The 23,328-nt window shown below is 71.1% G+C and carries 22 protein-coding genes; 7 read left to right on the top strand and 15 right to left on the bottom strand.

What is annotated here, in order from left to right:
- Positions 1–12: 12 nt before the first annotated feature.
- The 13 genes from P0L94_00315 to P0L94_00255 all read right to left on the bottom strand — a co-directional run bounded on the left by P0L94_00315 (position 13) and on the right by P0L94_00255 (position 14,734).
- Positions 13–1,116, bottom strand: a complete 1,104-nt coding sequence (locus tag P0L94_00315) for an ATP-binding cassette domain-containing protein (protein ID WES64527.1) — start codon at positions 1,114–1,116, stop codon at positions 13–15.
- Positions 1,113–2,267: an ABC transporter ATP-binding protein gene (locus tag P0L94_00310; GenBank protein ID WES64526.1), complete on the bottom strand. Its 1,155-nt coding sequence runs from the start codon at positions 2,265–2,267 to the stop codon at positions 1,113–1,115. Before P0L94_00310 ends, P0L94_00315 begins: the two co-directional genes overlap by 4 nt.
- A 14-nt stretch (positions 2,268–2,281) precedes the next feature.
- Positions 2,282–3,169: an ABC transporter permease gene (locus tag P0L94_00305; GenBank protein WES64525.1), complete on the bottom strand. Its 888-nt coding sequence runs from the start codon at positions 3,167–3,169 to the stop codon at positions 2,282–2,284.
- The gene (locus P0L94_00300) at positions 3,156–4,199 is read right to left on the bottom strand and encodes an ABC transporter permease (protein ID WES64524.1); all 1,044 of its coding nucleotides are present in this window, start codon (positions 4,197–4,199) and stop codon (positions 3,156–3,158) included. Before P0L94_00300 ends, P0L94_00305 begins: the two co-directional genes overlap by 14 nt.
- The gene (locus P0L94_00295; protein ID WES64523.1) at positions 4,192–5,943 is read right to left on the bottom strand and encodes an ABC transporter substrate-binding protein; all 1,752 of its coding nucleotides are present in this window, start codon (positions 5,941–5,943) and stop codon (positions 4,192–4,194) included. The genes P0L94_00300 and P0L94_00295 overlap by 8 nt, the downstream gene beginning before the upstream one ends.
- A 249-nt stretch (positions 5,944–6,192) precedes the next feature.
- Positions 6,193–7,227 carry an amidohydrolase family protein gene (locus P0L94_00290; protein WES64522.1) on the bottom strand — a complete coding sequence of 345 codons (1,035 nt, stop codon included), beginning with the start codon at positions 7,225–7,227 and terminating at the stop codon, positions 6,193–6,195.
- 20 nt (positions 7,228–7,247) lie between these two features.
- The gene (locus P0L94_00285; protein ID WES64521.1) at positions 7,248–8,354 is read right to left on the bottom strand and encodes a zinc-binding dehydrogenase; all 1,107 of its coding nucleotides are present in this window, start codon (positions 8,352–8,354) and stop codon (positions 7,248–7,250) included.
- Positions 8,355–8,388: 34 nt separating this feature from the next.
- Positions 8,389–9,252, bottom strand: coding sequence for an SDR family NAD(P)-dependent oxidoreductase (locus tag P0L94_00280; GenBank protein WES64520.1), 864 nt, complete (start codon positions 9,250–9,252; stop codon positions 8,389–8,391).
- The gene (locus P0L94_00275; GenBank protein ID WES64519.1) at positions 9,249–10,304 is read right to left on the bottom strand and encodes a hypothetical protein; all 1,056 of its coding nucleotides are present in this window, start codon (positions 10,302–10,304) and stop codon (positions 9,249–9,251) included. Before P0L94_00275 ends, P0L94_00280 begins: the two co-directional genes overlap by 4 nt.
- Positions 10,301–10,861 (bottom strand): UGSC family (seleno)protein, encoded by a 561-nt coding sequence (locus P0L94_00270; protein WES64518.1) that lies wholly within the window; start codon positions 10,859–10,861, stop codon positions 10,301–10,303. The genes P0L94_00275 and P0L94_00270 overlap by 4 nt, the downstream gene beginning before the upstream one ends.
- A 15-nt stretch (positions 10,862–10,876) precedes the next feature.
- Positions 10,877–12,067, bottom strand: a complete 1,191-nt coding sequence (locus P0L94_00265; GenBank protein WES64517.1) for an NDMA-dependent alcohol dehydrogenase — start codon at positions 12,065–12,067, stop codon at positions 10,877–10,879.
- Positions 12,064–13,533: an aldehyde dehydrogenase family protein gene (locus tag P0L94_00260; GenBank protein WES64516.1), complete on the bottom strand. Its 1,470-nt coding sequence runs from the start codon at positions 13,531–13,533 to the stop codon at positions 12,064–12,066. The genes P0L94_00265 and P0L94_00260 overlap by 4 nt, the downstream gene beginning before the upstream one ends.
- A gap of 28 nt (positions 13,534–13,561) precedes the next feature.
- The gene (locus tag P0L94_00255) at positions 13,562–14,734 is read right to left on the bottom strand and encodes an NDMA-dependent alcohol dehydrogenase (GenBank protein WES64515.1); all 1,173 of its coding nucleotides are present in this window, start codon (positions 14,732–14,734) and stop codon (positions 13,562–13,564) included.
- 297 nt (positions 14,735–15,031) lie between these two features.
- Here P0L94_00255 and P0L94_00250 point away from each other — a divergent pair, with 297 nt between their 5' ends.
- Genes P0L94_00250 through P0L94_00235 form a run of 4 tightly spaced genes read left to right on the top strand, consistent with a single transcriptional unit; the run spans position 15,032 to position 18,297 of the window.
- Entirely contained in the window at positions 15,032–15,784 is a 753-nt protein-coding gene (locus tag P0L94_00250; protein ID WES64514.1) for a 3-oxoacid CoA-transferase subunit A, read from the top strand.
- On the top strand, positions 15,781–16,452 hold the full coding sequence (locus tag P0L94_00245; GenBank protein ID WES64513.1) for a 3-oxoacid CoA-transferase subunit B: 672 nt from the start codon (positions 15,781–15,783) through the stop codon (positions 16,450–16,452). The genes P0L94_00250 and P0L94_00245 overlap by 4 nt, the downstream gene beginning before the upstream one ends.
- Positions 16,449–17,396, top strand: coding sequence for an amidohydrolase family protein (locus tag P0L94_00240; protein WES64512.1), 948 nt, complete (start codon positions 16,449–16,451; stop codon positions 17,394–17,396). The genes P0L94_00245 and P0L94_00240 overlap by 4 nt, the downstream gene beginning before the upstream one ends.
- The gene (locus P0L94_00235) at positions 17,377–18,297 is read left to right on the top strand and encodes an SDR family NAD(P)-dependent oxidoreductase (GenBank protein WES64511.1); all 921 of its coding nucleotides are present in this window, start codon (positions 17,377–17,379) and stop codon (positions 18,295–18,297) included. Before P0L94_00240 ends, P0L94_00235 begins: the two co-directional genes overlap by 20 nt.
- 197 nt (positions 18,298–18,494) lie before the next feature.
- Here the strand turns inward: P0L94_00235 and P0L94_00230 are convergent, their stop codons facing one another.
- Complete coding sequence (locus tag P0L94_00230; GenBank protein WES64510.1) at positions 18,495–18,746, bottom strand: hypothetical protein; 252 nt, start codon at positions 18,744–18,746, stop codon at positions 18,495–18,497.
- 274 nt (positions 18,747–19,020) lie between these two features.
- Here P0L94_00230 and P0L94_00225 point away from each other — a divergent pair, with 274 nt between their 5' ends.
- From P0L94_00225 to mftF, 3 genes are all read left to right on the top strand, one after another.
- Positions 19,021–19,800 carry an IclR family transcriptional regulator gene (locus tag P0L94_00225; GenBank protein WES64509.1) on the top strand — a complete coding sequence of 260 codons (780 nt, stop codon included), beginning with the start codon at positions 19,021–19,023 and terminating at the stop codon, positions 19,798–19,800.
- 97 nt (positions 19,801–19,897) lie between these two features.
- Positions 19,898–21,127: a mycofactocin biosynthesis FMN-dependent deaminase MftD gene (gene mftD / locus P0L94_00220; protein ID WES64508.1), complete on the top strand. Its 1,230-nt coding sequence runs from the start codon at positions 19,898–19,900 to the stop codon at positions 21,125–21,127.
- A complete protein-coding gene (mftF, locus tag P0L94_00215) occupies positions 21,124–22,617 on the top strand; it encodes a mycofactocin biosynthesis glycosyltransferase MftF (protein WES64507.1) in 1,494 nt (497 codons plus the stop codon). The genes mftD and mftF overlap by 4 nt, the downstream gene beginning before the upstream one ends.
- On the opposite strand, the gene mftE is transcribed toward mftF, so the two are convergent.
- Positions 22,582–23,325, bottom strand: a complete 744-nt coding sequence (gene mftE / locus P0L94_00210) for a mycofactocin biosynthesis peptidyl-dipeptidase MftE (protein WES64506.1) — start codon at positions 23,323–23,325, stop codon at positions 22,582–22,584. The two genes, mftF and mftE, sit on opposite strands and share 36 nt — an antisense overlap.
- Positions 23,326–23,328 lie beyond the last annotated feature (3 nt).

Here is a 23,328-nt window from a genome sequence, read left to right as displayed (position 1 = left end):
CGCGCGGGAGAATCACGATCCCGCCGACGCAGCCCCCTTCGCGACCGGCGCGGTGCTCGGGATCGACGAGCGCAGCGCATCCACCGAGAAGGTCGGCGGATCCAGCGGGAAGTGGCACGCCACCCGCTGACCGTCCCCGACATCGCGCAGGCGCGGTTCGACCTGCGCGCACACGTCGTCCGCGCGCGAGCAGCGTGTGCGGAAGCGGCATCCGCTCGGCGGATGCAGGGGCGACGGCGGCTCGCCCTTGATCGGCACGGGCCGGCGCGCCTGCCCGGTCTCGGGATCGAGGCCCGGGATCGAGTCCAGCAGCGCCTTCGTGTACGGATGCCGCGGCGCGGCGTACAGCGCCTCGGCCGGGCCCACTTCGGCGAGCTGACCGAGGTGCATGACCGCGACCTTGTCGCTGATCTGCTTGACCGTCGCCAAGTCGTGCGCGATGAACACGTACGCCAGCCCCAGCTCCTCACGGAGCTTCTCGAACAGGTTCAGCACCTGCGCCTGGATCAGCACGTCCAGCGACGAGATCGCCTCGTCGCAGATGATGAGCGCGGGGTTCAGCGCGATCGCACGGGCGATCGCCACGCGCTGCGCCTGCCCGCCCGACAGCTCCAGCGGACGGCGCCTCAGATACTGGTCGGGGTCGAGCCCGACGAGGTCCAGCAGCTCGCGCACGCGCGCGTGGCGTTCGGCACGCGTCATCGAGGCGTGGCCGAGCAGCGGCTCGGCGACGACGTCCTCGACGCGCCAGCGCGGGTTCAGCGAGCCGAACGGGTCCTGGTACACCATCTGCATCTCGGCGCGCGCCTTGCGCAGCTCGCGCTTGCTCATCCCCACGAGGCTGCGCCCGCGGAAGACGACGTCGCCGGACTTCGGCGGATCGGCCTGGATGATCGCGCGCGCGAGGGTGGACTTGCCCGACCCCGTCTCGCCCACGATCCCGAGGGTCTCGCCGCGACTCAGCTCGAACGACACGTCGGACACGGCGTGCACGACGCCCGCGCGCACACCGCCCGGGCCCTTCGTGACGAACTCCTGGACGACGTTTCGCACCTGCAGGATGGGGGCGTCTCCGTCGGCGCTCGGCGCGTCGACGGCCTGCTCTACCAGCGTCACAGCGCCTTCTCCTCGTTCAGGTCGTTCAGGGCCTCGATCGGCTCGGGTTCGGGCAGCGCGTGCACGGCGTCGAGCGTGCGGTCCTCGTCGTCGACCGGCTCGAGCGTCTCGTCCACAGGCAGCACGCGGCCGCCGAACAGCGCGGAGTCCTGCTTCGCCACCGGGTTCCAGCACGCGTACAGATGCCCGGGCTCGTGCTCCTCCAGCGGCGGCGCCTCGCCGCACGCGTCGGTCGCCTTCGGGCACCGCGGTGCGAACGGACACCCCGCCGGCAGCGCGCTGAGGTCCGGCGGATGCCCGCCGATGACCGTCAGGAGGGAATGCGAGGGCGTGCTCAACTGCGGAATCGCCCCCAGCAGCGCCTTCGTGTACGGCATCCGCACGTTCTGGAACAGCGTCTCGGTCGCAGCGTGCTCGACGGCCTGGCCGGCGTACATGACCATGACCTCGTCGGCGTAGCTCGCGGCCAGGCCCAGGTCGTGGCTGATCATGATGACCGCGGTGCCGAGCCGGTGCTGCAGGTCGGCGAGCAGCTCCATGATCTGCGCCTGCGTCGTCACGTCCAGCGCCGTCGTGGCCTCGTCGGCGATCAGCACCTTGGGGTCTGCGGCGAGCGCGATCGCGATCATGACGCGCTGGCGCATGCCGCCCGACAGCTGGTGCGGGTACTCGTGGAACCGGCGCTCGGCGGCGGGGAGGCGCACGAGCTTCAGCAGCTCGATGGCCCGCGCCTCGGCCTCCTTCCTGCCGAGGTCGGTCTGCGTGCGCAGCGCCTCGGTGATCTGCGCGCCGACGCTCATGGTGGGGTTCAGCGACCGGGCGGGGTCCTGGAAGACCATCGCGATGTCGCGGCCGCGGATCGACCGCATGGCCTTGTCGCTCTTGCCGACCAGTTCCACATCGCCCAGCCGGGCCGAGCCGGTGATGAACGCGCTCGGCGGCAGCAGACCCATGAGGGCGCGCACGCTCACCGACTTGCCCGAGCCGGATTCGCCGATGATGGCGAGCATCCTGCCCGCCTTCAGCTCGTACGACAGTCCGTTGACGGCGTGGATGCGGCGCCCTCCCCGCGAGAAGGTGATGCGCAGGTCCTCGACCGTCAGGACGGTCTCGGGCTCGGTGGCGGTCGGGGTCGTCGTCTCTGTCGTCATTCGGTCCAGCACCTTCATCGGCCGCTCATCTCGTCTCGCACGTTCTCTCCGAGCAGGTTGAACGCCAGCACGGTCACCAGCAGCGCCAGGCTCGGCCACAGCACCAGCAGCGGCGTCGCCGACAGCGACTGCTGCCCCTCGAAGATCATGTTCCCCCAGCTCGGATCGGGCGCCGGGATGCCCAGGCCCAGGAAGCTCAGGGCACCCTCGGTCACGATCACGATCCCCATGCCCAGCAGGGCGAAGTTGATCATCTGGGGCGTGATGTTCGGCGCGATGTGCCGGAACAGCACGCGCCATGCCGGGCTGCCGCTGAGCTCCGCTGCCTGGATGAACGGCATGTTCACCACGCGCAGCGTCGCCGATCTCGCGATGCGGGCGACGGCCGGGATGCTGAACGCGCACAGGGCCAGGATCGTGTTCGGAAGGCTGGGCCCGAGCACCTGGGCGATCGCGATCGTGAGCACCAGCGACGGGAACGCGATGAACACGTCCAGCACGCGCATGATGATCGTGTCGGCGGTGCCGCCGAGGTAGCCCGACAGCGCCCCCATGCCGCCGCCGATCACGAGGCCGATGGCGTTGACCGCGATCGCGACGGTGAGCGAGGCGCGCCCGCCGTAGATGAGCCGCGACAGCACGTCGTTGCCGTTGACGTCGGTGCCCAGCGGATGCCCGGGGCTGCCCGGCGGCAGCGCGCTGTCGAGGATGCTCCCGCCCACCGGCGCCGGCAGGGGGAAGACGTACGGCCCCACGAAGCAGATGAACAGCAGCAGCGCGACGATCGCGGCGGGGATGCCGACGACCATGCGCCGGCGCCACTTCGCCCACATGATGCTGCGCGCGGCGGTGTCGACCGGGACGAGGACCCGGGACGTCGTTCCTACATCAGCGACTGCCATAGCGGATCCTCGGGTCTAGAACGGCGTACATGACATCCACGAACAGGTTGGCGAAGACCGCCACCGCCGCGAAGATGAAGACGCAGATCTGCACGACGGCCACGTCGCGCGACATCGCGCCCTGGAGCATCATCATGCCCATGCCGGGCATCGCGAAGATCTGCTCGATGATGATGGTTCCGCCCACGAGCCCGCCGATGTTCAGGCCCACCAGCGTGAGCAGGCCGAAGGACGAGTTGCGGAACGCGTGGCTCCACAGGATCTTCCACGGAGCGACGCCCTTCGCGCGGGCGGTGTCGATGTAGTCGGCGGAGTTGAGCTGCTCGACGAGGTCGCCCCGCAGGAAGCGGGTGTAGAAGCACGCGATCGGCACGCCGAGCGCGAGCACGGGGAGGATGACGGATCTGAGGTTGGCCCACAGTCCCTCGTCGATCGGCACGTAGCCGATCGCCGGGAGCGTGCGGAGCATGACCGCGAACACGAGCACCAGCAACAGGGCCAGCACGTAGTTCGGGACGGCCAGGAGCGTCATCGACATCACCATGACGATGCGGTCGAAGATGCCGCCGGGCTTGCGGGCGGCCAGGAGCGCGACCGGCACGGCGATGAGGAGCGAGACGGCGAAGGCCAGCAGCACCAGCTCCATCGTCACCGCCATGCGCTCGCCGAGCAGGGTCGCCACCGGCTGACCGCTGACCGACGAGCGGCCGAGGTCACCGGTGACGAACCCGCCCAGCCACGACAGGTAGCGCTCCACCGGAGGACGGTCGAGGCCCAGCCGCTTGCGGACGGCCTCGACCTCCTCCGGGGTGGCGTCCATACCGGCCTGCTGCTGCGCGACGTCGCCCGGCATCGCCTCGAGGAGGGCGAAGACGAGGACGCTGATCGCGAACAGCAGCGGGATGGCGATGAGGACGCGGCGCGCGATCAGGCGCAGGAGCGGCGACCCGGCCATCCGGCCGAGGAACCCGGCGGGCGCCTCGGTCCGGATGGACGTCGTCGACTCGTCGACGGTGCGGGTATCAGTCACTCTCGACCCAGACCCGGTCGTACAGCACGCCCTCGTTCACGGCGAGCGCGGGGATCGGCTCGTCGAGACCGGGACCGTGGACGCCCTGGCGGACGACCTGCGCCGGCGTGAACGCCATGCCGAACGGGGCGTAGGCCTCGTCGGAGATGAACTTGGCGATCTCGTCGTAGTACATCTTGCGCTCGTCGGGATCGATCGTGGACACCGCGGCGGCCAGGAGATCGTCGAGCTCGGTGGTGCCGCCCTCCTCGGCCGGCAGCGGAGCACCGCTGAACGGCGAGGTGGAGCCGAACCGGACGCCGACGCCGATGCCGACCGACGGGTCCCACGCTCCGGCGGTCTGCAGCATCGCCTGCCACTGCCCGCCGAGGAAGTCGTTGATCACGTCGCCCAGAGGCTGTGCGGTGATCTCGACGTCGATGCCGGCTTCCTTCCACTGCGTCTGCAGGGCCGTGTTGACCGAGCGCGCCGTGACGATGTCGGTCGTGCCGAGCGTGACGGTCAGGCCGCCCATCTCGTCGACCAGCGCCTTGGCCTTGTCGAGGTCGTACTCGCGGTAGCCCTCGACCTCGGGGTTCCAGAACAGACCACCGGATGCCGTGAACGACTGGCTCATCTCGCCGTCGCCCTTGAACAGCCCCTCGTTGATCGCCGAGAAGTCGGTGGCGTAGTAGATCGCCTCACGCGCCTTGATGTCGTCGAACGGAGGGACGCGGGTGTTCAGCTGCACGACATACGGCGACGTCGGAACGCCGGGGTATACGGCGACGTCGGGGTTGCCCTCCGCCTCCTGGATGAGCGTGACGGCCGACAGACCCTCGATGATGTCGCCCTGGCCCGCCAGCAGTGTCTGGTACGCGACCTGGTCGCCGCCGACAGCCTGGAAGTTGATCGCGTCGAGGTAGGGCAGGCCGTCCTTGAAGTAGTCCGGATTCCGCTCCAGCTCGAGACGGTCGCTCATGCTGTTCGACGTGATGATGAACGGCCCCGCACCCACCGGCATGAGGCTGAACTCCTCGCCGCCCGCCTCCGCGTACGCCGAGGGCGACGCGATGAGGTTCAGGGCGCTGGCCGGGAAGCCGTTGACGAGCGAGCCGTCGACGGCGAGCAGCTTCATCTGCACCGTCAGGTCGCCGGTCGCCTGGATCGCGGCGAGGTGGCCCATCACGGTGGCCTCGTCGACGTCCTCGGGGAGCGCAGCCCACAGGCTGTCCATGAACTCGTCGCTCAGGTCGGGAGCCTCCCCGGTGGTGTCAAGCTGGAGGCGCGGCGCGCCGGTGCTGCCGGAGTTGAGCAGGCGGATCCAGTTCCACACGACCGCCTCGGCGTTCATGTCGGTGCCGTCGGTGAACGTGATGCCGTCGCGGAGTGTGACGGTCAGCGTGAGACCGTCCTCGGACCACTCGTAGCTCTCGGCCTGGTTGGGCTCGATGCGTGCGTTGGAACCGTCCGCGTCGGCCTCGAGGGTGAACAGCCCGCCGAAGATGGCGGAGTTCTGAGGCAGATTCGCACCGGTGGTGTTGCTGGTGGCGGGGTCGAGGCCCGTGGCCCAGCCGCCGGCGAAGCCGGCGTCGAGCAGGACCGTGACGTCGCCGCCGGACTGCGGCTCGCCGGAGCCGGAGCCTCCGTCGGTTCCGCCGCCGTCCGATGTGCATGCCGCCGTCGACAGGCCGAGGCCCAGGACGATCGCGAGCGATGTGATCAGCCGCGTCGCCGACCTTCCGCCCTTCCGAATTCTCTTCATGTGACGCTCCCCTTGGACTGAGGGTTGTTGGTCGCGACCGCGGGTGCGTGTCGCCGAGTCCTTCTTTGGACTCTCGGCCCGTCGCCGGGCTTCCCTGGGAAGTCTCGTCCGATGCCCGAGTGCCTTCCACGCTGTTTCCGCCCGACGAAAGGACGCCCGGAGCAGGCGCCGCGGCCGCGCAGACGGCGACGCTCCACCCCGTCGGAACGGGGTGGAGCGTCGCTGCGGAGGCGCGTCGCGGGCGCCGGATCAGGCGGTCGCGACCGCTTCGGCCAAGCCCAGATCGGCGCCCTCACGGCCGAGCCAGCGCATGGCGTTGCGCCATGCGATGTCCTGCCACTGGTCGTCGGGCAGCTCCATCGACTTCAGGGTCTTCGCCGCCGGCTCCTCGCGGAGCATCGCGGGGAAGTCGGATCCCACGAGCAGCCGGTCGGCACCGAGGATGTCCACCAGGTACCGGATCGTCCGCCGGTCGAACACCATGGAGTCGTAGTAGAAGCGCCGCGCGTAGTCGAGAGGCGAGGGGCCGTCGTCGGGCATGACGGCGCGCGCGAGGTCCCTCGGCTCCTCGTTCCACGATCCGCCCCAGAAGTAGTTCGCCCGCGGCAGCATCATCGCGAACCCGCCCGCGGCGTGGCTGAACGAGACCTGCAGGTTCGGGCAGGCGGCGGCTGTGCCGCCGAGGATGAGGGATGCCGCAGCGTACATGCCCTCGATCCCGACGACGTACGTGCCCATCGCCGAGAACGGCAGGCGGTCGCTCGGCGACGGCATCGCGTGGACGAACAGCGGCAGCGACAGACGTTCCAGCTCCTGGAAGAACGGCAGGAACTTCTCGTCGCCGATCGAGCTGCCGAGGATGTTCGATGCGATCTCGACACCGGCCAGCCCCTGCGCCTTGATGGCGGCGAGCTCCGTCGTGGCGGCATCCGGGTCCTGCATCGGCACCATCCCGAGCGCGATGATGCGGTCGGGGGCGTGCGAGCTCAGTTCGGCGGCGACGTCGTTGACGTGACGCGAGAGCGCCAGGCCGTCGGCGGCCGGCAGGTCGTACCGCAGCAGCGGCGGCATGGGGCTGACCACCTCGGCGTCCACCCCCGAGGCGTCCATCGCCTCGAGGCGGCGCTCCGCCTCCCAGAAGACCTCCTTAGCGGGGAACCGCATCTGGTCGAACACGAGCAGTCGGTCGGTGCTGCCCTCGATGGCTTCCATGTGGGGGAAGCACGCGGGGGCATCCTCGGGGTAGTCGCGGGGCAGAAGGTGCGCGTGGGCGTCGATGAGCACGGGCGGGGCCTTTCGGTCTGTCAGGCGAGGCTGGGGTGGACGGAGACGTGGATGGCGGACTTGTCGTCGGTCTCGCCGGCGAGGGTCTCGATCGCGAGACCGACGTCGTCGAGGCCGAAGGTGTGCGTGTGCAGCTTCTCGAGCGGGAAGCGCCCGGACTCCAGCAGGGCGATCGCCTTCTTGTTCGCGGTGGCGTCGACGCCGAAGGCGCCCTTGACCGTGACGGCGCGGTTGATGATCAGGTCGGTCACGAGCGGGATCTCGCGCTGGCCCTTGAGGCCGGCGAGGACCACGCGGCCGCCGTGCCGCACGCTCTTCAGCGCGTCCGTGATGGGTCCTGCCGCCATCGGCGTCAGATCGAGCGCGACGTCGACGCCGCGGCCGCCGGTGAGCTCCATCACCGCGTCGGCGGTGTCGGGCGCGTCCTCGCCGTCGACGATGAGCGTGTGGTCGGCCCCGAGCTCGCGTGCGATCGCGAGCTTGTGGGCATCCGACTCCAGCCCTGTGACGATGACCTGGCCGGCACCGGCGGCCTTGGCGGCGATCACGGCGGCGAGCCCGCGCTGACCGGAGCCGAGCACGAGCATGGTGGCGCCGAGGCCGACCTCGCCGAGGTCGACGGCCCACCGCACGCCCGCGCCGAGCGGGTTGTACATCGCGGCGATCTCGGCCGGCAGGCTCTTGTCGATCTTGTGGACGACCGAGTTCGGCGAGATGTAGAGGTACTCGGCGAACCCGCCCCACAGGCTGGGGCTCACCTCGATGCCGGTGACGCCGTGGCCGTACTTGCGGAAGCGGCACGCCTGGTAGTTGCCGGTCAGGCAGTCCTCGCACGCACGGCACGGCACGATCACCTCGAGCGCGACGCGGTCGCCGACCTCGACCCCCCAGCGCTCGGCGGCCCGCTCGCCCAGTTCCTCGATGATGCCCATCGGCTCGTGCCCGGGGATGAAGGGGTTGGGGTTCATCCCCATGTGGCCGCGGTAGATCTCGACGTCGCTGCCGCAGATGCCGTTGGCCTCGACGCGCAGCAGCCCGTCGTCGGGACCGATCTGCGGGCGCGGGAACTCGCGCATCTCGATCCTCCGGGGGCCGGTCTGCACGGCCGCGCGCACCATCTCTGCCATGTTCGTCTCTCGTCTCGTCGTCGGGTCGGCCGGCTCAGGCCGGCTGCGGGATGCTCTTGGGCACCGACGTGATCGGCGGCCCCGGCGGGAAGTAGCTCGGCGGCCCGCCGTCGACGGCGAGGATCTGGCCGGTGATCCAGCGCGCCCGGTCGCTGAGCAGGAACAGGGTCGCGTGGGCGATGTCCCACGCCGAGCCCTCGGTCTTGAGGGTTGTCGACTGCCGGCGCGGCTCGCGCATGCTCTCGTCCATGTTCGCGGCGGCGAAGGCGCCCCAGATCGCGCCGACCTCGACGCAGTTGACGCGGATGCCCTGGGGGCCGAGCGTCGTCGCGGAGCCCTCGGTGAAGTTCTCGATCCCCGCCTTCGCGACGCAGTACGGCATGCCCGGCCCGCGGGCGCGGACCCCCACCGACGAGATGTTGACGATGGCGCTCCCGCGCGGCAGCACCGGGACGGCGTGCCGCGTGACGTGCCACGCCGACTTCAGGTTGATGTCGATGAGCTCCTCGAAGCGTTCGGGAGTGACCTCGAAGATGCCCGCGCGGTCGCCGCTGGCGACGTTGTTGACGAGGGTGTCCAGGGCGCCGAACCGCTCGACGACCTCTTCCACCGCGCGTTCGCACGCGATGTCGTCGGTCACGTCGGCGACGAGCGGGATCGCCACGCCGCCGGCGGACCGGATGCGGGCGACCGTGCGGTCGGCCGCATCGGCGGAGCGGTCCAGCACCGCCACGCGGGCGCCGTGGGCCGCGAGCAGTCGCGCGATGGCGTACCCGACCCCCGGCAGCTCGCCGTTCTGACCGGCGCCGGTGACCAGAGCGGTGCGCCCGATCATCCACTGCTCGCCGACGGCGGCGAGCGGATCCTCCAGCGCCGGGTTCGGCGTGAGCGGACTCACGCGGCGGGCCCCTCGACGGGGACCGACGTGCCGGACCAGTCGGCGAAGTACCGCACCACCATCGAGATGCCGGCGGTGCGGGCGCCCGCGACGGCGACGATGACACCGCGCTCGGCGCCCTCGGGGATCGTGCGCTGGAAGGCGTGCGAGCCCGCGCCGTCACCGGGACGGCGCACGCCGTCCTCGGCGAGGTCCTTGCCGGCCGCGGCGAGCGCGTCGGTCGACCGCCCGGAGTGCTCCGCGAGCCAGTTCTGCACGTCCTCGCGGCTGTAGCCGGCGCGGGCGAGCAGGTTCGCGTGCTCGGGGCACAGGATGACGCCGGCGCCCGCGTGCTTGAAGATCCACGACCCCGACCGCCCGATCGTGTCGGCGAAGTCGGCCAGCAGCTGCTCCGGATCGGTGGTGTGCCGATTGTCGACGTACTCGCACGTGCGCAGCAGCGTCGCGGTGACGGCGTTGCCGGGCGTGCCGAGGCTCGCCGCCAGCGGCTCCCACGGGCTCTCCTCCTCGTTCTCGCCGAAGCAGATCGACCATCGCCCGGGCAGCCCCTGCGTGGCCTGCTCGAGCTCGTGCGGGATCACGCCGAACGCGTTGCGCACGATGAGTCCGATGGCCCGCGCGACGGTCGCGTTGGCGCGGAACCCCGGGCCGAACACGCCGCCGGTGCTGTTGAATCCGAGCTCCTCGCGGATGGGTCCGTTGACGATCAGGAGGGGCGCGGGCCCGCTGGTGGACTGCCAACCGCCGCCCTTCGCGGCACGCTCGCGCATCAGCGCGTCCCACGCCGCGAGCACGACCGGGAAGTACTCCGGCTTGCAGCCGGCCATCGCGGCGTTGATCGCGGCGAGTTCGACGGTGACCTCGCGATCGACCTGCGGCATGTGCCCGATGACCTCGTCGGCCGGACGGGCGGTCGTCGCGAGGAACCGGTCGACGAGGGGCCGGGTCGCCGGCACCAGCGGCAGCCCGTCCGACCAGCCCTGCTCGTAGCAGTGCTCGATCGCGGCCTGCGCGACGTCGGGATCCACTTCGACGGCGGTGTCGATGCTCATCCGGCCACCGCCACCCGCTGCTCGAGGAGCGCGCCCACGATCTCGGGCAGCACCTCGGCGGCCCTCGCCCGGACCTCGTCCTCGGTGAGGCTCGCCATCGGGTGCGCCGTGGTGATCCACTCGTAGTCGGGGGCACCCTGGACCTCGGCCATCATGCGCCCGGTGGTCGTGAAGGCATCCGTCAGCACCACGGCCGCCGGCAGCCCCGCCTTCTCGAAGTTGATGCCGTCGGCGACGGCCGCGGCGCTGCAGGAGCCGCAATCGCCCACGCCGGTCAGCACGACATCGCACCGCCCCTGGTACCGCGCGACGATCTCGTCGTCGACGGGGACCGAGAAGCTCTGCTTGGTCTCGACGATGCTGACGTCGTGGGCGCCGTGCTCGGCGACCAGCAGACGCCCGAGCTCCTGGAGGAACAGCAGCGCGTTGTGCTTGGTGTTGTCGAGCAGTCCGATCCGCAGCCCCGCGAGGGACTCCGGCCGGTCGGCGTAGACCGTCTCGGCGGCCGCGGCGGCCGCGGCCGCCCGGCCCGTGGGATCGAGGATGGCGTTGGGCATGTCTTCCTCTCCGCCTCAGATGTCGTGGACGATGACGCCGCGGATGTTGCGCCCCTCGACCAGGTCGCGGTAGGCGTCGTTGACCTCGTCGAGCTTGTACCGGCGGCTGATCAGCTCGTCGATCTTGAGATCGCCCGCGCGGTACAGCCCGAGGAGCTTCGGGATGTCGTACAGGGGGTTGCAGTCGCCGAACAGGGCGCCGCGGATCTGCCGCTGATAGCCGATGAGCATGCCGGCGTGGACGTGGACGGCCTTCTCGGTGAGGTGGCCGACGGCGGTGATCGTGACCTTGCCGCCCTTGCCGGTCATCATGACAGCGGCGTTGACCATCTCCTCGGTCACCGCGTTGGGCGTCATGATGACGTGGTCGGCGAGCTGGCCCCACGTGTCCGCCGCGACGAACTCGTGAGCCTCCTCCGCGGTCGCGAAGGCGGCGGTGGCGCCGAAGGTCTTCGCGTTCTCGCGCTTGAATTCGACCGGGTCGACCACGACGACGTTCTTGGCGCCGGCGTAGCGGGCGCCCTGGACGGCGTTGGAGCCGACGCCGCCCGCACCGAAGACCACGACGGTGTCGCCGGCGCGGACGCCGGCGGCGTAGACGGCAGACCCCCATCCGGTCGGCACGCCGCAGCCCACGAGCGAGGCGACCTCGAAGGGGATGTCATCGGCGAGTGGCACGACCGCGTACTCCGACACGACCGCGTACTCCGAGAACGTGCCCAGCGAGCAGAAGCCGCCGAAGTCCTCGCCGTCCTTGTGGAAGCGGTAGGTGCCGTCGAGGAACATGCCGGTGCCGGCATTCAGGCCCTTGACGCACATGTTCTGGTGGCCGGTCGAACAGGGACGGCACGACCCGCACGCGGGGATGTACGAGCACACCACCCGGTCGCCGGGCTTGACGCGGCGCACGTTCGGGCCGACCGACTCGACGATGCCGGCGCCTTCGTGGCCGCCGACCATGGGGAAGCGCACGGGCGCATCCCCCTCGGTGATGTGGTGGTCGGAGTGGCACAGCCCCGAGACGACGAACTTGACCCGGACCTCGTGCTCCTTGGGCGGGTCCAGTTCCAGTTCGGTGATCTCCCAGTCCTGGTGGGGACCGCGTGAGATCGCCGCGCGCGTGGTGATCGTCGTGCCTGCGGTGGTGGTCTGCCTCTCGGCGGTGTTCTGTGTCAGCATGTCGTGGGCTTCCTTCTGCAGCGTCATCGCATCGAGACGGTCTTGACCTGGGTCCAGTCGAGCACCGAGTCGGCGCCCATGGTGCGGCCGAAGCCGCTGTTCTTGTAGCCGCCGAACGGCCCGCCGATGACGCCGGCGCCGAGCGGCGAGTTGACGCCGACCTGGCCGGCCTCGAGGCTGCGGCTCATGCGCACCGCGGTGCCGAGATCGCGCGTCCACACCGAGGCGACCAGGCCGTAGTCGGTGCCGTTGGCGACCTCGATCGCCTCCTTCTCGTCGTCGACGGCGATCACCGACAGGACGGGTCCGAAGATCTCCTCGCGGGCGATCCGCATGCTCGGGTCGACCTTGTCGAACAGCGTCGGCTGCACGAAGAAGCCGTTGCCGAATTCACCGCCGGTCGGGGCGGCGCCGCCGGTGACGACCTCGGCGCCGGCCTCGCGGCCGATGTCGATGTAGCCGAGCACGCGCTCGTGCTGCTTCTGGTTGATCAGCGGTCCCATGTTCACCGGCTGATGCCACGGCCCATAGGTGATCTTCTCCATCTGGGCCGCCAGGCGGTCGACGAGCTCGTCGTGGATGCTGCGCAGCACCACGACGCGTGAGCCGGCGGCGCAGATCTGGCCGGTGTTCATCGTGATGCCTGCGGTCATCGCCGGAACGGCGAGGTCGAGGTCGGCATCGGGGAACACCACCTGCGGCGACTTGCCGCCGAGTTCGAGATGCAGCGGCGTGAGGTTCTTCGCGCACGCCTCCATCACGAGCGCACCGGTCTGCGGCGATCCGGTGAAGCCCATGCGGCGGATGCGGGGATGCGCGGGGAGGGCGGCGCCGGCCTCGTGCCCGTAGCCGGTGACGACGTTGATGACGCCGGCGGGGATGCCGGCCTCGAGCGCGAGCTTGGCCAGGGCCAGCGGCGTGAGCGGCGCGTCCTCGGCGGGCTTCATGACCATGGTGTTGCCGGCCGCGATCGCGGCGCCGACCTCGGTGACGAACATCGGCCCGGGCGCGTTCCACGGGATGATGCCGCCCACGACGCCGTACGGCTCGCGCAGCGTGAAGCCGAGCTGGTCGGGCGAGTAGGTGGGGAGGGACACGCCCTGCACCTTGTCGGCCTGACCGGCGATGAACCGCAGCTGACCGGGGGTGCCCAGCGGACCCCAGCTGGGTCGGCCGACTTCCTGGCGCTCGATCTCGTCGATCGCGTCGGCGTGCTGCTCGATGAGGTCCGCCCAGCGGAAGAGCAGTCGGCCGCGCGCTGTCGCGTTCATGTCGCGCCAGGCGGGAAGCGCCGCCTCGGCGGCCTGGACGGCGAGTTCGACGTCCTCGGCGGTGCCGCGCGGGATGCGGGCGAGCAGCGCCCGGTTGGCGGGGTTGATGACGTCGATGGTGCCGCCGGAGACGGCCGGCACCCATTCGCCGCCGATGAGCTGCGCCCCGTCGACGACGAGGTCGCTGTCGAGGGCCGCGGGGTGGTCGGAGATGATGGTCATTCTCGGTGTCCTCTGCTGTCGTTCCGGGTCACGCGTCGGCGATCTTGACCACGCCGCGGATGTTCTTGCCGTCGAGCATGTCCTGATAGCCCTCGTTGATCTGGTCGAGCGTGTAGTGGTTCGTGACGAGCTCGTCGAGCTTGAGGTGGCCCGTCTTGTACAGGCTCAGGAGGCGCGGCACGTCGAAGAGCGGGTTGCAGGCGCCGTAGATCGCGCCCTGGATGCGGCGCTGGAACCCGATGAGCATTCCGGGGTTCTCGTCGATCCAGCCGTTGCCGACCGCGGTGACGGTGACCTGACCCGTCTTGCCGACGACGTTGATCGCATCGTGGATGACCTTGTCGTGGAGCACGCCGACCGTGATGATCGCGTGGTCGGCGAGCTCTCCCCACGTCGCGTCGACGACGAACTCGTGGGCCTCCTCGGCGGTGGCGAACGTGTGGGTGGCGCCGAACTCCTTCGCCTTCTCGCGCTTGAACTCGACCGGGTCGACGACCACGACGCGCTGGGCGCCCGCGTACGCGGCACCCTGCACCGCGTTGGAGCCGACACCGCCGGCGCCGTAGACGACGACGGTCTGTCCGGCGCGCACGCCCGCGGCGTGGACAGCCGATCCCCAGCCGGTGGGAACGCCGCAGCCGACGAGCGCCGCGACCTCGAACGGGATGTCGTCGGGGATCGGGATGCACGAGAACTCCGACACGACCGAGTACTCCGAGAACGTCCCGAGGACGCACAGCCCGCCGAACTCGACGGCGCCCTGGTGGAAGCGGAAGCTGCCGTCGGGGAACTCGCCGGTCGAGGCGTTCTTGCCGGCGTCGCACAGGTTCTGCCGCCCGGTGGAGCAGTACCGGCATTCGCCGCACGCGGGGATGAACGAGAGGACGACGTGGTCGCCCTGCTTCACGCGGGTGACTCCCGGACCCACCGCGTCGACGATGCCGGCGCCCTCGTGGCCGCCGACCACCGGCATCCGCATCGGGGCGTCGCCCTTCTGGATGTGGTCGTCGGAGTGGCACAGGCCTGCGGCGATGAGCTTGACGCGCACCTCGTTCGCGCGGGGCTCGTCGAGTTCCAGCTCGGTGACCTCCCACGGCTCGCCGGGCGCACGGCACACGACCGCCTTCGTGGTCATGCGCGTGGTGGCCGACTCGTCCGTGTCCGGCTCGCGGCCCGTCACCGCGTCTGTGGTCATGCTCATGCGACCTTCTCTTCCCGTGGTGCGTGGATGTGCGAAGCACCGGTCGCGCGGCGCCGGGGCACCTGCGGGCCGATCGCTGCTTCGCGAACGTCCCTCCACGGTGCGCGTCGCCGCCCGGCATCGACCAGGAGTCTCCCGCCTTGCGGAAGGAAATGTGCCCCGATCTCCAGGCCCTCCGACACCGGCACCCGATCGGGATCCGCATCCCTTCCATATCGCGGAAAAGCGGGTTCGCCGACACGCCGGGGCGCTGTTGACTGACCGCAGCAATCTCGCCAGCAACACGAAGGATGCACTGTGATCGACAAGTACCGAGCCGACCTGACGGAGGCCCTGAGCGTCGTGCAGTCCGGCGCGTCGATCGCCGTCGGCGGCTTCGGCAGCTCCGGCCGCCCCGACGCGCTGCTCAACGCCCTGTGCGACCTGGACCTCCGCGACCTGCACGTCATCGTCAACAACGTGGGGGACGACTTCACCGGCATCGGGCGCCTCGTCATGGAGGGCCGCGTGCGGCGCTTCACCGGCTCGTTCCCGATCCTGCCGGAGTTCTACGACCGCTACTTCGCCGGCAAGGTCGAGCTGGAGCTGATCCCGCAGGGGACGCTCGCCGAGCGCATGCGGGCCGGTGGCTCGGGCATCGCCGCCTTCTACACGCCGTCGAGCGCCGGCACGATGCTCTCGGACGGCACCTTCCCGCTGTCGTACCGCGACGGCGAGGTCGCCGAGTACGTCGGCGCGAAGGAGGTGCGCGAGTTCGACGGCCGCCCCCACGTCCTGGAGCACGGCATCGTCGCCGACGTCGCCCTCGTCAAGGCGCAGCAGGGCGACCGCAAGGGCAACCTGCGGTTCCATCTGTCGGCACGCAACTTCAATCCGCCCGCCGCGATGTGCGGGCGCATCACGTTCGCCGAGGTGGAGCAGCTCGTCGAGGTGGGACGGCTCGGAGCCGACGACATCCACCTGCCGGGCGTCTTCATCGACCACATCGGCATGACCGCGGCGCCGATCCCCGCCGCCGCGGACGCCGCGACGAAGGAGGGTGCCGCATGACCGTCGCCGACACGTCCCGCCCGGTTATGGCCGGACTCACCCGGGAAGAGGTCGCCGCGCGCGTGGCGGCCGATCTCGAAGACGGCTACACCGTGAACCTCGGCGTCGGCATCCCGCTGTCGGTGCCGCTGTACATCCCCGAGGCGCGGGAGGTGTTCCTGCAGTCCGAGAACGGCGTCCTCGGGATGGGCCCGCACCCGGGCGAGGGCAACGAGGATCCCGATCTGACGGATGCCGGGAAGCGCCCGGCGAGCCTCATCGACGGCGCCGCGATCGTCGACTCGGCGACCTCGTTCGCGATCATCCGGGGCGGGCATCTCGACGTCACGATCCTGGGCGCGCTGCAGGTCTCGGAACGGGGTGACCTGGCGAACTGGTATGTGCCCGGCCGCAACCCCGCCGTCGGCGGCGCGATGGATCTCGTCGCCGGCACCGAGCAGGTGTGGGTGTGCATGGAGCACGTCGACCGCGCGGGGCGTCCGAAGCTCGTCGAGGAGTGCACGTTCCCGCTCACCGGCAGCGCCGTCGTCACCCGCGTGTACACCGACCTGGCGGTGTTCCACGTCCGGGACGGCGGACTGGTCCTCACCGAGTGCGCTCCGGGCGTCACGCCCGACGACGTGAGGGCGCGCACCGCCGCGGCGTACACGGAAGACCTCGCATCGTGAACGCGGCCCGCCTCTCGCGGATCGACCCCGACCGCATCGTCGCGATCGACGTGCACACCCACGCGCACCGTTCCGTGGACCGCGTCGACCAGCAGCACCTCGGCGCCGAGGCCATGGGCGAGTACTTCGGCGTCGGGACGATGCCCACGTACACGGTGCCCGAGCTGGCCGACTACTATCGCGAGCGCTCCATGGCCGCCGTCGTCTTCACGGTCGACAGCATCTCGCAGTCGGGCGTCGAGCCCGAGCCGTCGAACTTCGAGATCGCGCAGCTCGCCGCCGAGCACAGCGACGTCCTCATCCCGTTCGCGAGCATCGACCCGCGGCGCGGCCGCGCCGGCCTCGACCTCGCGCGCAGCCTGATCCTCGAGTACGGGGTGCGCGGCTTCAAGTTCCACCCCAGCGTGCAGGCGTTCTACCCGAACGACCGCGACGTGTACCCCTTCTACGAGCTGATCGAGGAGCACGAGCTCATCGCGCTGTTCCACTCGGGCCAGACCGGCGTCGGCGCGGGACAGCCCGGCGGCGGCGGCATCCGACTGAAGTACGCCAATCCGCTGCATCTCGACGACGTCGCCGCCGATTTCCCCGGCATGGACATCATCATCGCGCACCCGTCCTTCCCCTGGCAGGACGAGGCGCTGTCGGTGGCGACCCACAAGCCACGGGTTCACATCGACCTCTCGGGATGGTCGCCGAAGTACTTCCCGCCGCAGCTCGTGCAGTACGCCAACACGATCCTCAAGCACAAGGTGCTGTTCGGGTCGGACTTCCCCGTCATCACCCCCGACCGGTGGCTGCGCGATTTCGACCAGCTCGACATCAAGCCCGAGGTGCGACCCCTGATCCTCAAGGACAACGCCGTGCGGCTGTTCGGGCTGGAACGGCAGGACACGGATGCGGAACGCGAAGGAGAGCACACCAATGCAGGACGTGATCGATAAGGTCGCCGTCGTCACCGGCGGATCCAGCGGGATCGGCCGCGGCATCGCCCTGGCGTTCGCGCGCGCCGGCATGCGGGTCGTCGTCACGGGACGCCGGCAGGAGCATCTGGACGAGACGACGGCGCTGTTCGCCGAGCAGGGGCTCGACGTGCACGCGATGCGGGTCGACGTCACCGACCTGGGCGCGATGCGCGCGGCCGCCGACGACATCGAGCGACGCTACGGCCGCGTGGACGTGCTGGTCAACAACGCCGGCATCGGCCTGACCGGACCCGTCGCCGATGCCGTGCCGGAGGACTGGGACTGGGTCATCGACGTCAACATCAAGGGCGTCGGCAACGGCATCCAGGCGTTCCTGCCCAAGATCCGCAGCCACGGCGAGGGCGGGCACATCATCAACACGTCGTCGATGGCCGCGCTGATGCCGATCGTGGCCGGCCTGTACTCGATGACCAAGGCCGCGGTCGTGGCGCTCTCGGAGGCGCTGCACATCGAGCTCCTCGACGAGCGCATCGGAGTGTCGGCGTACTGCCCCGGCCCCGTGCACAGCAACATCGCCACCGCCGTCGCGGCACGGCCGGAGAAGTACGGCGAGTCCGGCTACGCCGCGCCCGACCCGGCGTTCGCCGAGTTCGCCAAGCAGCAGCCGTACCAGTCCGCCGAGGAGGCCGGCGAGCGGGTCCTCGAGGGTCTGCGCCGCGGGGACATGTTCATCCTCACGCACGCCGAGTTCAAGGCCGGGGTCGTCGACCGTCATCGCACGATCGAGGACGCGTTCCCCGACGAGCCGGTCGACGAGGAGCGGGCGCGCGCGATCCCGTTCCTGCTGTCGTCACCGGTCTACGACGAGGAGCACCGTCTCGCGCCGCCGCACGCTCCGGCGTCCGTCACGGCGACCTGATCGCGAGCGCTGCCGCAGGTCCGGCGCGCCGGAGGGCATCGGGGGATGTCGTCCGGCGCGCCTGTCGGCGCGCGCCCGCGCACGGGAGCGGGCGTGGGCCGATCACGAGAGCGGGCGTGGCCTCGGCCGCTCCGCACAGCCGACCGCCCCCCGCCGGAGTGCGGCGAGGGGCGGAGCGTTCAGGTCACCGGGCGGGATCAGGCGGGCGCCTCGTCGCCGCTGTGCACGTCGACCGGGTAGCTGAGCTCGATGCGCTCGGCATCGACGCCGATCATCGGCGCGAGCATCATCTTCATGAGGCGCTTGGGGACCAGGCACTCGGCGCACGCATCGGGGCCGGCGATGATCGTCGCGACCGCGGCTTCGCCTTCCACGTCGACGGTCAGGTGGTAGTCGTCCGCTTCGAGGCTCTGGCGGAGTCCCTGCAGCTGGGCCTGGTCGATGCTCATTCGGGTGTGTCCTTCCTCGCGCCGGGGCTCGGGCGCCGGTGGGTCGATGCTAGGCGTCGGGGTCGTCCGGACGGCATCCGCATTCCGCCGGACGGAAAGCGGCACACGGCTTCCGTCAGGCGGAAGGGCGAGAACGGCGTGATTCCGCGGTTCGGAGCGGATTGGCAGAACTCGCCCCTTTCGGTCCACGGAAGGAAAGGTATTGTTTGCCTACGGACATAGGGGTCCGGATGCCCATCCCCCAGGAGGCCGGTCGACGATGACCATCAGCGAAATGCCCACCACCGAACGGATGACCGCCGCCCAGCGCGTACTGGCTGTGCTGGAGGCCTTCGATCAGGATCACCTGATGCTGACGCTCAGCGAGATCAGCCGACGCGTCGGCCTGAGCCTGAGCACCACCCACCGGCTGGTCGGCGAGCTGCGGGACTGGGGAGCGCTCGAGCGGTCCTCCGACGGCCGCTACGCGATCGGCATGCGGATCCTCGAGCTCGGCTCGCTCGAGCCCCAGGGACTGCGGCTGCGTGACGTCGCTCTGCCGTTCCTCGGCGACCTGCAGGCGGCGACCGACGCGAATGTGCACCTCGCCGTCCGCGACGGGCACGACGTGGTCTACGTCGAATCGCTGCGCGCCCGCAACGGCGCACGCGTGCTCAGCCGCCTCGGCGGCCGCTGGCCGCTCCACGCCACCGGCACCGGCCTGATCCTGCTGGCGTTCGCGCCGGCGGAGTTCCGCGACGAGGTGCTCGCCAGTCCCCTGCAGCGCTTCACGCCGAGCACGGTGACCGATCCCGAGGAGCTGCGTCGCATGCTCGCCGAGGTCCGCCGAACAGGGGTCGCCTTCGTGAAGGACTCCATCACGACCGACGCCAGCGCCGTCGCGGTGCCCGTGCGCGGTCCGCGCGACCGTCTCATCGCCGCGGTCGGGGTCACCATCAAGGCGCCGCACGTCTCGCCGCACGCCGTCCTGCCCGCGCTGTCGGCGACCGCGCGCGCGATCTCGCGGGGTCTCGGCGCTCCGTCCGCGGCCGGTCGCCCGCCGTCGGCCGCCTGAGGTCTGCCGCCGGGCGAAAGACCGCATTGTCTGTGGCACCGGGTGCCACTACCGTCGTCCTCGACGATGAACTGAGGCGACGAGGAGGTCGATCCCGGTGAGCAACGGCTGGTTCGAGACGGTGGCGGAGGCCCAGCGCCGAGCGAAGAAGAGGCTGCCGGCGAGCGTGTACGGCGCACTGCTGGCAGGCTCCGAGCGCGGTGTGACGTACGAGGACAATCTGGCGGCGTTCGCGCAGCTCGGGTGGGCGCCGCACGTGGCGGGCATGTCGGGCCAGCGCGATCTGTCGACCACCGTCATGGGCATCGACGTCTCGCTGCCGGTGATCATCTCGCCCACGGGAGTGCAGGCGGTGCACCCCGAGGGCGAGGTGGCCGTCGCCCGCGCCGCCGCCGCGCGCGGCACGATCATGGGGCTGAGCTCGTTCGCGAGCAAGCCGATAGAAGAGGTCACCGCGACCGGCGCGCCCACGTTCTACCAGGCGTACTGGATGGGCTCGCGCGACAGGATGCTGCAGCGCCTCGAGCGGGCACGGGCCGCGGGCGCGAAGGGCATCATCGCCACCCTCGACTGGACGTTCTCGAGCGGTCGCGACTGGGGGAGCCCCTGGATCCCCGAGCGGCTGACGCTGGGCGCGGCCATGCGCTTCGCGCCGCAGGCGCTGCGGCGCCCTGGTTGGCTGTGGGACTTCGTCAAGACCGGCCGCGTGCCGGATCTGTCCACGCCGAACCTCGCCGCACCGGGAGAGCAGGCGCCGACGTTCTTCGGGGCGTACGGCGAGTGGATGGGAACACCGCTTCCCACATGGGAGGACGTCGCCTGGCTGCGGGAGCAGTGGGACGGGCCCTTCCTGCTCAAGGGCGTCTCGCGGCTCGACGACGCCCGCCGTGCCGTGGACGCCGGCGTGACCGCCATCTCGGTGTCGAACCATGGCGGCAACAACCTCGACTCCACGCCGGCGGCGATCCGCATGCTGCCGGGGATCGCCGATGCCGTCGGCGACGAGATCGAGGTGCTGCTCGACGGCGGCATCCGCCGTGGCGGCGACGTGGCCAAGGCGCTCGCGCTCGGCGCGCGCGCCGTGCTCATCGGACGCGCATACCTGTGGGGTCTGGCGGCGAACGGGCAGACGGGCGTCGAGAACGTGCTCGACCTCCTCCGCGGCGGACTGGACTCGGCCGTGCTGGGGCTCGGCCACTCCTCGGTGCACGACCTGTCGCGCGAGGACCTGTGGATTCCGAGCGACTTCACCCGGGAGTTCGGCGCGGACCCGACCACCGTGCCCGATTCGCTGGAGGGACTCGAGATGGGAGCCGGGCGGGCGTGACCGACGCGTCGGCGTCTGGGCGGTCGCTGCCGCCGGGCTTCACCGTGCGCCTCGCCCGGCGAACGCGCATGCTCGAGGACGGGCGCGTGCTTGTCGGGGGCTCCCCCACGCGCGTCGCGCGGCTGTCGGCGCGGGGTGCGGCGGCGTTCCGTGGGCGCGACCTGACGATCGCCGACGCCACGACGCGCCGGCTCGCCGAGCACCTGCTCGAGACGGGGCTCGGCAACCCGGTCGCCGGCACGCTCCCCGAGATCGCCCTGGACCAGGTCACGGTCGTGATCCCCGTGAAGGAGCGCGCTCAGCCGCTGTCGCGCCTTCTGGCGAGCCTGCCCACCGGGATCGCACGCGTCATCGTCGTCGACGACGCCAGCGACGCCGCGGCCGAGATCGCATTCGCCGTCCGCCGAGCCGGCGCCGAGCTGCTGCGGCTCGACGTCAACGGCGGCCCCGCCGTGGCCCGCAACGCGGGGCTCGCGCGCGTCGAGACGCCGTTCGTCGCCTTCATCGACTCGGACGTGACGGTCGAACCCGGCGCCATCGGCCTGCTGCTGCGCCACTTCGCCGATCCGCGTCTGTCCCTGGCCGCACCGCGCGTGCTCTCCACGACCGTGGCGAACCCCTCGTGGGTCGCCCGGTACGAGGATTCCCGGTCGTCCCTCGACCTCGGCGCCGACGCGGCCCTCGTGCGGCCGCGGAGCCCCGTCACGTGGGTGTCGAGCACCTGCCTGGTCGGACGCGTGGCGGACCTCGACGGCGGGTTCGACGCGTCCATGCGCGTCGGCGAGGACGTGGATCTGGTGTGGCGCCTCGTCGAGGCGGGGAGGCGCGTGCGGTTCGAACCGTCCGCCGTCGTGCGGCACGAACCGCGCGAGACCGCCCGCGCGTGGCTCGCCCGCAAGTTCTTCTACGGCACCGGAGCACAGCCGCTCGCGACGCGGCACCCGAAGGACATCGCCCCGGCCGTCCTCCCGCCCTGGGGCGCCGCCGTGCTCGCCCTCGTCGCGATCCAGCGCCGCTGGTCGATCGTCGCGGCGATCGCCGTCAGCGCCGGCGCGCTCGTGCAGGTCGCGCGGCGTCTGCGCAACGTCGAGCATCCGTGGCGCCTCGCGACCGAGCTCACCGGCACGAGCCTCGTGGCCGCCGGCGGACAGGGGATGGCGCTCCTCGTGCGGCACTGGTGGCCGGCGGCCGCCGCTGCCGCGCTGTTCTCGCGTCGCGCCCGGCGCCTGGTCGCGATCGCGGCCGTCGTCGACGCCGCCGTGGAGTACGCGCGCCTGCGGCCGCGGCTGGACCCGCTGCGCTTCGCCGTCGCCCGGCGCCTGGACGACCTCGCCTACGGGGCCGGCGTGTGGACGAGCGCGTGGCGCGGGCGCAGCGTCGGAGCGCTCCGGCCGGCGATCATCCGCACGTCGGCCGACGCGCGCGGCACCGGCCGCGCCCGCGGTGATTCGGGCTCAGTCCGCCGAGACGGCGACCAGCCGGCCGCCTGAGCCCACCACGCCGTCCCGCAGGAGCGCCCACGCCCGGTCGCACATCCCGCGCAGCAGCCGCTCGCCGTCGGCGGCTGTGGCGCCCGTCGGATCGCCCAGGATGCCGTTGGGCGACACCGCCACGACGCCGCCGGCGCGCATCGCCGGCATGAGCTCGGCGAGCGGCGCGGTCGCACCGGGCTCCACGAGGTCGTTCCGCACGCGGCCGGGATGCAGGTGCAGCATGATCGCCGTCTCGACGAAGCCCGCGTGCGCGTCGCCCGCCGGCACCGGGCCCGCCGGCGCGCATGGGAGCCACGCGGCGTCCCGCGCCTCGGAGCGCGCGAGGGGCACCGCCGCCGACAGCGCCGCGACATTGCCGCCGTGGCCGTTGACGAAGACGATGCGATCAAGCCACAGCGTCGCCGACCGGCACAGCTCGAGCACGACCGTCTCGAGCGCCGCGCTGCCGATCGAGAGCGTGCCCGCGAACCCCTGGTGCTCGCCGCTCGCCCCGATCGCGATCGCGGGCGCCACGACGGCGTCATCGCCCGCCGCGCGCATGCGCTCCGCGAGATCCTCGGCGACGGCGACGGCGATGACGGTGTCGGTGTCCAGCGGCAGGTGCGGTCCGTGCTGCTCGAGCGAACCGACGGGCACGAGCAGCACGGGGCGCCCGGCGGACGGCCACGTGCGTCCGCCGAGCGCCCCGGGCGCCGTCTCCCCCACCTC

This window comes from Microbacter sp. GSS18, assembly GCA_029319145.1.
Taxonomy (GTDB): domain Bacteria; phylum Actinomycetota; class Actinomycetes; order Actinomycetales; family Microbacteriaceae; genus Microbacterium.
This window is presented reverse-complemented; position numbering and strand designations above follow the sequence as displayed.